This is a genomic window from Streptomyces sp. NPDC027672 (assembly GCF_055566335.1).
Map to the genome: position 1 here is coordinate 15790 of NZ_JBVHSO010000018.1, position 11905 is coordinate 27694.

Annotated in this window: 16 protein-coding genes and 1 pseudogene; 10 read left to right on the forward strand and 7 right to left on the reverse strand. The window is 71.5% G+C overall.

Annotation, left to right across the window (positions count from 1 at the left end):
• The first annotated feature begins 39 nt into the window (after nt 1–39).
• On the forward strand, nt 40–234 hold the full coding sequence (locus ACZ4SV_RS32255; protein ID WP_468008883.1) for a hypothetical protein: 195 nt from the start codon (nt 40–42) through the stop codon (nt 232–234).
• 860 nt (nt 235–1094) lie between these two features.
• Here ACZ4SV_RS32255 and ACZ4SV_RS32260 read toward each other — a convergent pair.
• The 3 genes from ACZ4SV_RS32260 to ACZ4SV_RS32270 form a co-directional block, all read right to left on the reverse strand.
• The gene (locus ACZ4SV_RS32260; RefSeq protein ID WP_468008887.1) at nt 1095–1298 is read right to left on the reverse strand and encodes a hypothetical protein; all 204 of its coding nucleotides are present in this window, start codon (nt 1296–1298) and stop codon (nt 1095–1097) included.
• 190 nt (nt 1299–1488) lie between these two features.
• Nucleotides 1489–1647, reverse strand: a complete 159-nt coding sequence (locus ACZ4SV_RS32265; RefSeq protein ID WP_468008892.1) for a hypothetical protein — start codon at nt 1645–1647, stop codon at nt 1489–1491.
• A gap of 1178 nt (nt 1648–2825) precedes the next feature.
• Entirely contained in the window at nt 2826–3596 is a 771-nt protein-coding gene (locus ACZ4SV_RS32270; protein ID WP_468008896.1) for a hypothetical protein, read from the reverse strand.
• 260 nt (nt 3597–3856) lie between these two features.
• Between ACZ4SV_RS32270 and ACZ4SV_RS32275 the strand changes: the two genes are divergently transcribed.
• The 4 genes from ACZ4SV_RS32275 (at nt 3857) to ACZ4SV_RS32290 (ending at nt 6321) form a co-directional block, all read left to right on the forward strand.
• On the forward strand, nt 3857–4366 hold the full coding sequence (locus tag ACZ4SV_RS32275; protein ID WP_468008900.1) for a SigE family RNA polymerase sigma factor: 510 nt from the start codon (nt 3857–3859) through the stop codon (nt 4364–4366).
• Nucleotides 4359–5171, forward strand: coding sequence for a hypothetical protein (locus tag ACZ4SV_RS32280; RefSeq protein WP_468008904.1), 813 nt, complete (start codon nt 4359–4361; stop codon nt 5169–5171). Before ACZ4SV_RS32275 ends, ACZ4SV_RS32280 begins: the two co-directional genes overlap by 8 nt.
• 299 nt (nt 5172–5470) lie before the next feature.
• A complete protein-coding gene (locus ACZ4SV_RS32285; protein WP_468008910.1) occupies nt 5471–5674 on the forward strand; it encodes a hypothetical protein in 204 nt (67 codons plus the stop codon).
• A 140-nt stretch (nt 5675–5814) separates the two neighbouring features.
• On the forward strand, nt 5815–6321 hold the full coding sequence (locus ACZ4SV_RS32290) for a hypothetical protein (RefSeq protein WP_468008914.1): 507 nt from the start codon (nt 5815–5817) through the stop codon (nt 6319–6321).
• Nucleotides 6322–6430: 109 nt separating this feature from the next.
• Here ACZ4SV_RS32290 and ACZ4SV_RS32295 read toward each other — a convergent pair whose 3' ends face one another.
• The 4 genes from ACZ4SV_RS32295 to ACZ4SV_RS32310 all read right to left on the reverse strand — a co-directional run bounded on the left by ACZ4SV_RS32295 (nt 6431) and on the right by ACZ4SV_RS32310 (nt 8304).
• Nucleotides 6431–6694 carry a hypothetical protein gene (locus ACZ4SV_RS32295; protein WP_468008918.1) on the reverse strand — a complete coding sequence of 88 codons (264 nt, stop codon included), beginning with the start codon at nt 6692–6694 and terminating at the stop codon, nt 6431–6433.
• Entirely contained in the window at nt 6691–6996 is a 306-nt protein-coding gene (locus tag ACZ4SV_RS32300) for a DUF6247 family protein (protein ID WP_468009301.1), read from the reverse strand. The genes ACZ4SV_RS32295 and ACZ4SV_RS32300 overlap by 4 nt, the downstream gene beginning before the upstream one ends.
• Nucleotides 6997–7016: 20 nt before the next feature.
• Nucleotides 7017–7529, reverse strand: coding sequence for a hypothetical protein (locus ACZ4SV_RS32305; protein WP_468008922.1), 513 nt, complete (start codon nt 7527–7529; stop codon nt 7017–7019).
• 181 nt (nt 7530–7710) lie between these two features.
• A complete protein-coding gene (locus ACZ4SV_RS32310; protein ID WP_468008925.1) occupies nt 7711–8304 on the reverse strand; it encodes a CGNR zinc finger domain-containing protein in 594 nt (197 codons plus the stop codon).
• A gap of 91 nt (nt 8305–8395) precedes the next feature.
• Here ACZ4SV_RS32310 and ACZ4SV_RS32315 point away from each other — a divergent pair, with 91 nt between their 5' ends.
• The 5 genes and pseudogenes from ACZ4SV_RS32315 to ACZ4SV_RS32335 all read left to right on the forward strand — a co-directional run bounded on the left by ACZ4SV_RS32315 (nt 8396) and on the right by ACZ4SV_RS32335 (nt 11903).
• Nucleotides 8396–9190, forward strand: coding sequence for an MBL fold metallo-hydrolase (locus tag ACZ4SV_RS32315; RefSeq protein WP_468008929.1), 795 nt, complete (start codon nt 8396–8398; stop codon nt 9188–9190).
• A gap of 118 nt (nt 9191–9308) precedes the next feature.
• Nucleotides 9309–10394 carry an LLM class flavin-dependent oxidoreductase gene (locus ACZ4SV_RS32320; RefSeq protein WP_468008933.1) on the forward strand — a complete coding sequence of 362 codons (1086 nt, stop codon included), beginning with the start codon at nt 9309–9311 and terminating at the stop codon, nt 10392–10394.
• Between the two features lie 183 nt (nt 10395–10577).
• Nucleotides 10578–10652, forward strand: a pseudogene (locus tag ACZ4SV_RS32325) (hypothetical protein); the annotation flags it as partial.
• Nucleotides 10653–10767: 115 nt separating this feature from the next.
• On the forward strand, nt 10768–11010 hold the full coding sequence (locus tag ACZ4SV_RS32330) for an NADPH-dependent FMN reductase family protein (protein ID WP_468008938.1): 243 nt from the start codon (nt 10768–10770) through the stop codon (nt 11008–11010).
• Nucleotides 11011–11258: 248 nt separating this feature from the next.
• Entirely contained in the window at nt 11259–11903 is a 645-nt protein-coding gene (locus ACZ4SV_RS32335; protein ID WP_468008942.1) for a hypothetical protein, read from the forward strand.
• The last annotated feature ends 2 nt before the right edge of the window (nt 11904–11905 follow it).

Below are 11905 nucleotides of genomic sequence, written 5' to 3' on the forward strand. Positions count from 1 at the left end.
GGGGGTCACGTGGGGTGGAAAAGTTCGTTCGAGGAGGCGATGAAGAAGCTCGCCGATATAGAGGACCTACTGGAGGCGGCGCAGCAGGGGGTCAAGCGTCTCGACGACCCGACGGTCGGGCTGACCGCGATGCACGGCGAGCTGGTTCACAGCCGCCTGAAGATCCTCGAGAAGATCGAGGGGGGGCGTCACCGGGCTGCGCGAGGAGAACCGGGAGATTCGCCGGCGCCATGACCGGGCCGGCAGTCTGGCCACCGCGACCGATCCGCCCGGCCACCGCCGTTCCACGTGCCGCGCCGCTGGCTCTTCACGCCCGCCTGCTGTCCGAGGCTGCGATCCTGTTCGGCGTCCGCTCCGGGTGCCCGAGGGAGGAACCACTGCCGGTTGCCCGCTGCCGGTCCGCTCCGCCGTGCCTTCGCCGTCCCGGCCCGCGCCGCTCACCGGGCTTGGCGGTGATAAGGTTGCAGCAGGCCACGCGGCGTAGGAGGCCGGGCGGCACGACGGCGCTTCGGTGGCACGGCGGACGGGGACCGGCAGCAGACGGCGGACCGACAGCGAACGGACGGCGACCCGGCGGCGGGGGACGGCCCGCGGCAGGAACGGCCGGGGAAGGACCGGCGTACCGGCGGCGTATCGGAGGACCAGTCCAGGCGGAGTGGGACGGGCACAGTCCGGGCAGCGGCACGGCAGGGCCCGGCAGCGGGCGGTGCGGACGTGCAATGGGCGAGGGACGCCGGCCCGCCGCTTGCTGTCGAACCGCTCCGAGCCGTTCTCTCCCGCCGGACAGCGGCCGTTGTGCCGTGCCGGACGCCCACCAACCCGCCGCCGTCCCGCCGCGGCCGTATGTCCGACTCCCCGGCCGGGGACGGCCTGCTACCCGCGCAGCACCCGTGTGCCGCCTGGCCCATGCAAATGCTGCGCTGCACCCACGACACCACCCTGCTGCAACCCGAAGACCACCACCAGGACCATGAGCAGCACCCCGGTCACTACGGCTGCTGCCCACCGGGCAGCACGACCAGGAGCAGCGGTACCCTCTGCCAGGTGATCTTGACCGATTGCCAAGCGAGTCTGACCGACGGCAAGACCTCAGATCAGGTGTAGACGTTCCGTCCGTACTCCTCGCAGCTTACCTGGAAGTCGTCCGGCCGGTCGCGGCGGAGTTGCTCGTATCGCACCTCGAACATGTCGATCGCCTCCTGGAGCGTGCAGCCGGAGGCGTCCATGATCGCCTTGAGCGCGAGGACGATCCGATGGCCCAGAATGTGACGGTCCGCGCTCTCGGGCAGGTTTTCCATGAGCCGACCGTACCGACAGGCGTTCGGCCGGTGCCGGTCAATTTCACCTGGCAATCGGTCAAGATCACCTGTCAGAGGACACTCACGGCCGCAGGCCCGCGCCTCAATACCCACACACCCTCACCGGCACCGCGCCCGCCTGGGGAAACGGGCTGTGTGCCTCACAGGGAGAGCAGCCGGGATGGGAGGTCTACAGCACGGTGCCGTGCAGGGCGCGGCGGTCGCCGGACATGGCGTAGCGGCGGGCGACGAGGCCGTGTTCGGGGGGTTCGCCGATCTGGTCGCACAGCAGCGCCAGGACGTCGGCGGCCTCGATGTCGGAGAGGTAGGCCGGCGCGACTTCGAGCATCAGCTCACCGATCGCGTGGGTGCTGGCGACGAGGTCGTCTACGACGCGCGCAGCGCGGCGACGGCCGGGTCCGCCGGCGGATCGGCGGGCGGCGGTGGCGGGGCGTCGCGGACGGCCTGGCGGACCACCGTGCGCACCGTGGCGGTGTCGAGGGCCTGGAGGCCGCTGTGGGCGAGCGTGGCAAGGCGGCGGGTGATCAGCTCCGCGGCGACGTCCGCACGGCTGGACGGCGATCAGGGCGCGCTGGGGCAGGCCGTAGTCGAGCGCGGCCTCGGCGGCTGGGTCGCTGTCTCGCGTGCGAGACGTCTCGGTGCCGGCGGCGACGGCGCCGTGGATCGCGGTGAGGGAGCGGGCGACGTCCAGGAGCCGGTACGCCTGGGCGCGGCTGATGCCGAACTCCGCGTCGCAGTACGACTCCCAGCCGCCGTGCCCGAGGGGGAGCCAGACGCGGGCGGCGCCGGGAGGCGAGGATCGCCACGGAGCGCCGGACGTCGTCCATCGCCTCGCGGAGCCCGGCCGTCATCTCCCGGGCCTGCGCCGCAGTGAGCGGCGGCCGCGCCGGTTCGGCGCCGTGCTCCTGGTCCTCGTGCTGCTCGCACACGACTCCATCGTCCTCCGCGCCGGCGGGGTCCACCAGGGCGTGCGGGAGCACCAGCGTAATCCCCGTCTCACAGGCTCACAGGCTCACAGTTCACCGCGTCTACCTGGGGAAACGGCCTGTGCGCCTGCCAGCCTCCCAGCGTGACACCGAGCGCGGGTCTGTCACGCTGATCCGCGACGGCGGGCGCGGGCCCGCCGCACGACGTGAAGGGGACCTGGTGGCGGGGACCGAGCGGGAGCCAGCGGAGGTGCGGACGCTGGACTGGCTCTGTTCACGTCGGAGAGCAGCGTTGCGACAGCAGTTCGGGAGGCACCTCCCGCGCCGGACGTTCACGATTTCCGGTTCTGGTCCACTTCTTGTGGGTGTGGTGGCGGGTTGTCACGAGGTAGGGGCGTGATGGTTTACCGCCGCGGCGACAGGACCTGGTGCCCGAGGCCTTTGCAGTGGTCTCCCGGGGGGATGGGGAGCAGGGCTGGGCGCACCGGGCCCGCGTTTTGAGGGAGAGTGGGTGGTCGTTGTGGTCGCTGCGGCCCGGGCAGGGTGCCGGGGCCGCAGTGAGGGCGTGCGGCGACGGGTGTTACTGCTTGGCGGTGGGTTGCGTCTGCTGGTTGTAGATCTCCTGGCCCGCTGCGTTGTAGGCGTGGACGTAGGGGGCCGGGGAGGGGGAGTTCCCTTCGCGGCCGGAGATGGCCGCCGTGTAGACGAACGCGCCGTCTGCCATGAGGGCCGGGTACTGCGTCGGGTTGTCGCCGTAGCTGATGGTGATCTTGGCGACGTCGGGTGTGTAGTGTCCGGCGCCCAGTGAGAGGGTCTGTTCCCCGCCGGCCGGCTCGCTGAAGCTGTCGAAGAACTCGATCAGGTGGCCGGTGCCCCACAGGCGGTCGTTGATGAACGTCGGCGGGACGGACATGCTGGTGCCCTTGTGGCCCTTCGTCTCGCACTGCACGTACTGGTGGGCGGAGTTGACGGCGATGACCACGCCGTCCGTGTCCTGCGTGGCGAGGGGAGCGCGGACCGCGATCACCGCATGGTAGTTCGAGGCGTCCGGGCCCAGGCAGGAGGCCAAGATCCCAGCGACGGCCCCGGCACCGATCGGGGACGTCCTCGTGCTGGTAACCGTGAACCCGGCCGGGGTGGCGGTCACGCGGTTCCCGGAGACACCGGCACCAGAGACCACCGAGGCGCCGGCCGAGCCGGTGCCGTGAACCTTGGCGGCGGGCGCACCGGACGGCTTGCCGTGAGCCGTGGCGGTGGGCTGGGGGGTGCCGGTCACAGCGCTGGCCACTCCCCCTGCCGTCGCGATGGCTGCGGCGGTGGCCGCGATGAGCATGATCGGGCGGATACGCATGAATCAGTGTCCTTTCCTGCGGGCGTCCGGTTGATGCCCGCACCCCTGTACGCCCCTCGGTGCCCATGCGGTCGCACCCCGGACACGTGGCCCATGTCACAGGACGTGGGCGCGACCTGGGGACGGCGCTCGTGCGTACAGGCTTGAGCGGCGCGAGGCTCCGCCCGGGAGGCACGGCTCCACCGCCGTGATCGAGGAGTGCTTCCCGGCGAACCGCCTGTGATGCGAGCCGATCGACAGCACCAGGAGAGAAGTCGTTGATGACGCCACAGGAGTTCGACGCGTTCTACGCAGCGTCCTTCTCCCGCCTGACCGGGCAGCTCTACGCGATGACCAGCAACTGGTCCGAAGCACAGGACGTGGTCCAGGAGGCCTTCATCCGCGCGTGGGACCGAAGGCGCACGTTCGACCTCGACGATGCCCCGGAAGCCTGGATCCGGACCACCGCCCGGCGGCTGGCCATCTCACGTTGGCGACGTCTGGCCCGGGGTCTGCATCTGGCCGGACGCCACCACCATGAACCCCGCACCGTCGAGCCGCCCACTGAGGAGTACTTGATGCTGGTCATCGCGCTCCGCGACCTGCCCGAGGCGCAGCGCAGCGCCATGGTCCTGCACCACATGTGCGACCTTTCCATCGAGCAGGTCGCGGCCGAGACCGGCGCCAGCGTCAGTGCCGTCAAGAGCCGCCTTGCCCGAGGGCGGACCGCGCTGGCGGCCCGGCTCGGCGACCAGCCCCCGACCAGCGAGGAAGGACGACTCCATGTCTGACCCCCTCCACGACACCCTGGGCGACCGGCTGCGGCTGCTCGGCATGCAGATGCCGGCACCGCCCCTGCCCGCCGCGGAGATCCGCCGACGCGCCGACCGGCGCCGCCACCGCCGGCACGCTCTGGGCGCGACCGCGGCCTGCACCGCGGCAGCCCTGTGCCTGGCTCTCCCGTCCTTGCTGCACTCACCCGGCCCACGGCACGGAGCAGCCCCCACGGACACCTCCTCCGTGTCAGCTTCCCCCCGCCCCCCGGCCGGGTTCACTGTTACCAGCACGAGGACGTCCCCGATCGGTGCCGGGGCCGTCGCTGGGATCTTGGCCTCCTGCCTGGGCCCGGACGCCTCGAACTACCATGCGGTGATCGCGGTCCGCGCTCCCCTCGCCACGCAGGACACGGACGGCGTGGTCATCGCCGTCAACTCCGCCCACCAGTACGTGCAGTGCGAGACGAAGGGCCACAAGGGCACCAGCATGTCCGTCCCGCCGACGTTCATCAACGACCGCCTGTGGGGCACCGGCCACCTGATCGAGTTCTTCGACAGCTTCAGCGAGCCGGCCGGCGGGGAACAGACCCTCTCACTGGGCGCCGGACACTACACACCCGACGTCGCCAAGATCACCATCAGCTACGGCGACAACCCGACCCAGTACCCGGCCCTCATGGCAGACGGCGCGTTCGTCTACACGGCGGCCATCTCCGGCCGCGAAGGGAACTCCCCCTCCCCGGCCCCCTACGTCCACGCCTACAACGCAGCGGGCCAGGAGATCTACAACCAGCAGACGCAACCCACCGCCAAGCAGTAACACCCGTCGCCGCACGCCCTCACTGCGGCCCCGGCACCCTGCCCGGGCCGCAGCGACCACAACGACCACCCACTCTCCCTCAAAACGCGGGCCCGGTGCGCCCAGCCCTGCTCCCCATCCCCCCGGGAGACCACCGCGAAGGCCTCGGACACCGGGGCCTGTCACCGCGGCGGTAAACCATCACGCCCCTACCTCATGACAACCCGTCACCACACCCACAAGAAGCGGACCAGAACCGGAAATCGTGAATAAAGCCATTTTGGAGGCCTTCGTCGCGGCACTGAGCGTGCGCACGGGCGATGCGGACGTGGCCCGACGGCATCCAGTGGATGCACCCGGTGGGCACGTGGGACGAGGCGCACCTGGAGGTGGCGCTCATGCCCGGCGGCGAGGAGGTGTGGCTGCGGATGTCCACCGACCGCTCCAGCGTCGCCGTGTGGACCATCGAGCAGTGGTGGGCCTTCTCCGGGGAGCTGACCGGCGCGACGCCGCCGCAAGCCTGAGCCGCGAGGCCCACGGCGGTTCGGCCGGCGCACGGACGGCGGCGGTCGACGTGGCTCCGGCGGGCCCGTGTCGTTGAGCATCCGGCCGCGCCGCAGGCCCTGCGGTGGGCTGACCGCCGTAGCAACGCGAACGAGGACCGATGCCGAAGAAGCCCGCCCACGACCCGACGTACGGCTACGACCCGGAGACGCACACGGTCCGGGTCGACCAGCACGACCTGGCGCGGCTGCTGCTGATGTTCCGCTCGCTGATGCGCGAGCAGAAGCCGGGTTCGTGGGATCACATGAGGGACTACGACCTGTCCTTCGAGCGTCTCGCGGACGCGGTCGATGCCAGCTCGCAGATCCGGTACGGCAAGCGCTGGACGGGGCCTGATCTGCGGATGCGCTGCACGACGACCGAGCCGGTGTACGACTGGCCGGAGGGCGCGCCGTACGACGGGGAGGCGACGTTCACCTGGATGGTGCCGGGCTACGGCTCGCACGCCTCCGAGGACGATCAGGTGTCCCCCTACTCGAACACGGCGCTGTGCGGGTTCTACTGGGTGAAGGGCGACAGGCCGCGCCGGGTGGAGGGCCTGCCGGACTGCCCGGAGTGCCGGCGCGAGGTCCAGCTCGGTGCCGAACGGCCCCGCGGCCGTTGGTGACTACCGGTTGCTGCCCGGGTGGCAACCGGTGGATACGGCCGTGGCTACGATCGGAAACGCCCTGACCCCAGCAGTTGCGATGCCGGGGTCAGGGCGCCTGCACGGGTGGCTATCCGAGCCAGGTGGCGGTGAGGACGGACAGACGGCGCAGGGGGCGGTTCACCCAGTAGGTGAGGGAGAGCTGGCCGACGGAGGCGTGGCGGACGTCCTCACCCTCGGGGTCGTCGGCGTTCCACTGGCGGAAGCCCCACGGGTCGCCGGCGGCGGCGTCCAGGACGTCCCACACCATGTCTTCGACGTGTTCGGGCAGGGTGGCGAGGGCCTTCGCGGCCGGGGCGGAGAAGCGGACCGCGTACGGCGGCCGTGCGGTCACCGGCGCCGCCCGCGGAGCTCCGCCATGTCGATGAAGTCGCTGTCGTCGTGGCCGGAGGCGACGAACGCGTCGACGGCCGGGGCGGAGGCGAGGCGGCCCTGCCACTCCTGGACGACCGTGTACAGCCCGGCCAGGGAGAACGTGCGCCGCGATTCCTCGAGGGCGGCCGCCCACTCCCGCTCGAAAGCCGGCACCCAGGTGTTGGCGCGCGCGTCGGCACGCAGCTGGGCGAGGAGTTCGGCCGGCGCCCCGGGCGCGGGGGCGTACGGCGTGACGGGGGCGTGGTCGGGCTGCGCGCTCATCTGGTCCTCCCGGCGGGTCGTCACCTCACGGTACGCGCGCCGGGAGGCCGTGGATGCGGGCATGGACAGATCCCTCCTACGGGGTGAGCGGCGGCACGAGGGCCGGGCCCCGGCAGTTGCGATGCCGGGGCCCGGCCCGTGGTGTGCCAGCCGGGGCAGGCGGCGGGGCTGAGGGCCAGCGTGTAGCGGCGGCCGGTGGCCAGGTGGACCGTCAGGGTGTTGCCGTCGGCGGTGGCGGCCCGGTAGGCGGGGTGGGCCAGGAGCGCGGGGACAACGACGGTGCGCAGCACGGCGGCGGCGGGACCGCTGGCCGGGGCCGGAGCGCCGCTCGGGTCCTGGAAGACCTCGCCGTCGGCGCCGGACTGGAAGTCGAGCACCCAGGTGCTCCCGGCCGCGGTGCCGGCGTCGGTGACGTCGCTGGTGCCCGGGTGGTCCTCCAGGACGTCGGTCAGGCGCACGGCCTCTTCGTACACGGCGGTCAGGTGGCTCTTGTCGCGGTCGATGGGCGTGAGCCGAAGCTCAGGAGTTGTCACCTGGGAGCCGAGTGAGCCGGCGAAGTGGAGGCGTCAAAGCAGTCTGGTTGTCACCGACAAGGCATTCGACTTGTCACACGCCCTCATTCAGCGCTTTTTCTGTCACCAGAAACGAAGATCGAGAGCCGGTGGCTCTCCCGGTTGGTGCGGCGACCTGCTGAGTTCTGGTGATGTGGCGTCGTCAGTCCGTCGCGGTGCGGCGGGCGTAGGCGCGGGCGGCGCGGGCGCGGTCGCCGCAGCGGGTGGAGCACCACTGGCGGCGGCCGTGTCTGAGCAGGAAGCGGTTGCAGGGCGGGGAGGCGCAGGCGGCCAAGCGGGCGGCGTCGGGGGAGGTGAGCAGGTCGGCGGCGTCGGCGGCGATGGCCGCGAGGGCGTGCTCGACAATCGCGGTGGTGGGGTGGGGCGTGGCCCGGTAGGGCCCGGTCTTCTCGTCCCACAGCAGCAGGGGCGCGGTGGGGACGCGGGTCATCGCGTCGTTGATCGCTGTGACGGCCGTGGGAAGTGCGGAATGTCCGGCGACGCGGGAGGCCAGCAGCGACCTGATCTGCTCGCGCAACGAGCGCAGCTGAGTCGCACAGACCTCCGCCAGGCCGGAGTCCGCCGGAGCTAGATCGCGCCGCGCCAGCCACTGCTCGGCCCGTGCCGGGGTGGACAGCAGGTCGGCCGTGTGCCCGCCGGGCAGTGCGACGGCGCTGTTGGCCAGCGCGAGGGAGGGGTGCTCCGTCTCGCCCGGCGCCGATGGCAGGGCGGCTTCTTCCGTCACGAACTCTTCCATGCTTCTCATGGTACGGGTTGCGTCTATCCGTGAGGCGTGCGTACAGTCGAATCACGGTTAACGCCCCCTCTATCCGTGAGGAACCTTCTTCGTGTCTTCCCCGACCCTGCAGACCGCTCCGTTCCCCGTCCGTGTCTTCGGCGGCCCGACCGCCCTGTTCGAGTACGGTGGCCTGCGCTTTCTCACCGACCCGACCTTCGACGGCCCCGGCGACTACCCGGCACCGGGCGTCGTGCTGACCAAGACGGCTGCGGCCGACGGCAGCCCGGCCGATCTCGGCCGCGTCGACGTGGTCCTGCTCTCACACGACGAGCACGCCGACAACCTCGACACCTCAGGCCGCGCCCTGCTCGCCGACGTCCCGCTGACGCTCACCACCCCCGGCGGCGGGGAGCGTCTCGGCGAGGCGGCCACCGGCCTCGCCGACTGGCAGTCGGTCGAACTCGAGCGCCGGGACGGCGGGCCCGGCACGGTCACCGTGACCGGCGTGCCCGCCATCCACGGCCCCGGCCCGCGCGAGGAGGTCGAGCCGGTCGCCGGCGAGGTCATAGGTTTCGTCCTGACCGGCGAGGGCCTGCCCAGCGTCTACGTCAGCGGCGACAACGCCTCGCTCGACGCGGTCAAGGAGATCGCCGAACGCTTCGCCCCCGTCGGCACGGTCATCCTCTTCGCCGGAGCGCCCCGCTTCACCGAAGTCTTCGGCGGCGAGGTAATCGTCCTGGACAGCGCCCAGGCCGCTGAGGCCGCGAAGATCCTCGGCGCCGGCCGTGTGGTTCCCGTCCACTACGACAGCTGGGCCCATTTCACCGAGGGCCGCGACGAGTTCGCCGCCGCCTTTGCTGCTGCCGGTCTCGCCGACCGCGTCGACTTCGGCGTCCGCGGCTGACCCCACCTACGTCGCACGCGTACGCCCGACAGCCGGGCGCCGGCCGACAGAGACCTGCCGCGCTGTCGCCCGGCGCCCTCGCGTGCCGCACACCTTGAAACCGAAGGACCGCACCACCATGACCGACCCGATCCGCGGCACCCGCCACGGCTCCGCCCCCGCCGCCCTGTCCGTGCTGGACTCCGCCATGACCGGCACCGGTCAGACCGCCGCGGAGGCGCTGGCCGGCAGCGTCGAACTCGCCCGGCTCGCCGACCGGCGTGGCTTCACCCGCTACTGGATGAACGAGCACCACGCCATGCCCGGCGTCTCCACCTCCAGCCCGCCTGTCCTGCTCGCCCGGCTCACCGCAGAGACCAGCAGGCTGCGGCTCGGCGCGGGCGGGATCATGCTGCCCAACCATCCGCCGCTGGTCGTCGCCGAACAGTTCGGCATGCTCAACGCCCTCGCCCCCGGCCGCATCGACCTGGGCCTGGGCCGCGCCCCGGGCACCGATCACGCCACGGCCGCCGCCCTGCGCCGCGGTGCGAGCGGCGCCGAGGACTTCCCCCAGCAGGTTCTCGAGCTGCTGCACTTCCTAGGCGACGACTTCCCCGCCGAGCACCCCTATGCCGGACGGGTGTACGCCGTCCCGGGGCCCGCCCAGGACCGGCTCAACGGCGCCGCCCCGAGCGCCGGACGCCTGCCGGTGTGGCTGCTCGGCTCGTCCGGCTACTCGGCGCGGCTCGCCGCCCGGCTCGGCCTGCCGTTCGCCTTCGCCGCGCACTTCAACCCGCGTGATGTCGTCACCGCCCTGCGCCTGTACCGCGAGCGGTTCACCCCGTCCGAGGCTTTGACCGAGCCGTACGCACTGGTCAGCTTCACCGTCGCGGTATCCGACGACGATGGCGAGGCCCGCCGCCAGGCAGGCACCCTCGCACACGCCATGCTCCGCATGTTCCAGCGCAAGTCCTACTTGCTGCCGTCCCCCGAGGAAGTGGACGCCTACACCTACGACGCCCAGGAACGCCAGCTCGTCGATAGCTGGCTGAACCACGTCCCGCACGGCACCCCCGAGCAGGTCACCGCCCACCTAAACCAGGTCCAGCGGGACTCCGGCGCCGACGAACTCATGATCGGCAGCGTCGGCCACTCCCTCCAGGCCCGCCTGCGCTCCACCGAACTCATCGCCGACGCCTACGATATGCCCGACAGCCAGAGCTGACGCGCAACGGGGGCCCGACCCGTCGACGCCGATCGCCCTTCACCGGCAAGTTTTCCCCTGTTCTTCCAGGAGTTCTCGAGGAGTCCTCGTGGCCACCGTCCTCGTCCTGTCCGGCCCACGCTCCTGGCCGAGCACACCGCCACGGCCCGGCAGGCCCGCGGCCACCGGGCCCACGTACTTGCCCTGCGCGACCTGCCCGCGACACCGATGCTCACCGCGGACACCCACGACGCGTCCCTCGCCCGCGCCGTGGCCTTGGTCGACGAGGGCGACGCCCTCGTCGTGGCCGCCCCCATCCACCAGGCCGCCTACTCCGCGCCTGCTCAAGACCTTCCTGGATCTGCCGTCCCAGCACGTGTTCGCCGGAAAACCGGTGCTTCCTCTCGCCACCGGCGGCAGCCCGGCCCACGTCCTCGCCCTCGATTACGCCCTGCGCCCGGTCCTCACCGCGCTCGGTGCCGAGGTCTCCCAGGGTCGGTTCATCCTGGACCGGCACATCACGGCCTCCCCGGACGGCACGATGGCCCTCCACGACGCCGACGAGCAGCAACTGGCCCATATCACGGATCGGTTCGCCCGCACGCTCCCGTCGAGCGCACACCTTCCAGTCGCCTGACGGTCATCGCCTCGCCCGATGCCTGGCCACCGGCCTCCCGGCACACCGAAAGCACGGACTCCATGGTCCACTCGCACCCCACTGCCACTCCCACCGGCACGTCGCCCACCACCGCTTCGACCGCCTCCCCGCTCGTTGGCTGCGGCGATCAGCTTCGGTGCGCTCCAGCGCAGCTGCATGCCGTACGCGGGAGCATCGGGGGCGACGTCCAGGCGGCCGGTATCCGCTTCGAAGCCCACGGCCTGGACGTGACCGGCGAGCTCGGGAGCGGCTGCGGCTGCGGCTGCGGCTGCGGCTGCGGCCGCGGCGAGAATGTCGTCGAACTGCGCGAGGACGCTGCCGCCGACGGACGGGGCGACCATGCCGCGCTCGGTCATCATCATGCCGATCGCCGTACCGAGCCCGAGCGGATCACGGCCGTCGCGGCATGCGAGGGTGCCGGTGCGCCGCTTCGGCTTCTTCGTCTGGGTGGCGCCGTTCTTCTTCACCGCCTCCCTGGCCGCGCTCAGCGCCTGGCGCGCGAGGTCGACCCCCGTCGCCCGCACGTCCGTTCGCAAGACTGCGCCCCTTTTGAGAACGCAGGTCGGCACACTGGTCCGGTGACTTCCTGGCTGCACCGCTGCTGGTTGGGGCTCTGGTCCCGTCTGCACCGCGGCTTCGACGGCACCGATCCCCGGCGGTCGGCACTACCTGTCATGGCAGCCGAATTTGGCTTCCTCAGGGTACTGACCGAGGCCGACCGGAAGTTCCTCATCCTCACCGACCAAGAGGTCACCTCGCGAAAAGGAAATCGCAGCTCACTGAGCACGAAGCCGCCCTGTAGCGGGGGTGTTCCGGAAGAGGCGTGGACAACTGTGGGACGCGACTCCGGGACAAAAGTCAACTTTGATTAGTC

Excerpts from the sequence above, each read along its gene's own strand:
- ACZ4SV_RS32260 (WP_468008887.1), bottom strand. The coding sequence starts at position 1,298 with ATGGAAAACCTGCCCGAGAGCGCGGACCGTCACATTCTGGGCCATCGG.
- ACZ4SV_RS32310 (WP_468008925.1), bottom strand. The coding sequence starts at position 8,304 with ATGGAAGAGTTCGTGACGGAAGAAGCCGCCCTGCCATCGGCGCCGGGC.
- ACZ4SV_RS32280 (WP_468008904.1), top strand. The coding sequence starts at position 4,359 with ATGTCTGACCCCCTCCACGACACCCTGGGCGACCGGCTGCGGCTGCTC.
- ACZ4SV_RS32270 (WP_468008896.1), bottom strand. The coding sequence starts at position 3,596 with ATGCGTATCCGCCCGATCATGCTCATCGCGGCCACCGCCGCAGCCATC.
- ACZ4SV_RS32265 (WP_468008892.1), bottom strand. The coding sequence starts at position 1,647 with ATGCTCGAAGTCGCGCCGGCCTACCTCTCCGACATCGAGGCCGCCGAC.
- ACZ4SV_RS32320 (WP_468008933.1), top strand. The coding sequence starts at position 9,309 with ATGACCGACCCGATCCGCGGCACCCGCCACGGCTCCGCCCCCGCCGCC.
- ACZ4SV_RS32285 (WP_468008910.1), top strand. The coding sequence starts at position 5,471 with ATGCGGACGTGGCCCGACGGCATCCAGTGGATGCACCCGGTGGGCACG.
- ACZ4SV_RS32275 (WP_468008900.1), top strand. The coding sequence starts at position 3,857 with ATGACGCCACAGGAGTTCGACGCGTTCTACGCAGCGTCCTTCTCCCGC.
- ACZ4SV_RS32255 (WP_468008883.1), top strand. The coding sequence starts at position 40 with ATGAAGAAGCTCGCCGATATAGAGGACCTACTGGAGGCGGCGCAGCAG.
- ACZ4SV_RS32290 (WP_468008914.1), top strand. The coding sequence starts at position 5,815 with ATGCCGAAGAAGCCCGCCCACGACCCGACGTACGGCTACGACCCGGAG.
- ACZ4SV_RS32300 (WP_468009301.1), bottom strand. The coding sequence starts at position 6,996 with ATGAGCGCGCAGCCCGACCACGCCCCCGTCACGCCGTACGCCCCCGCG.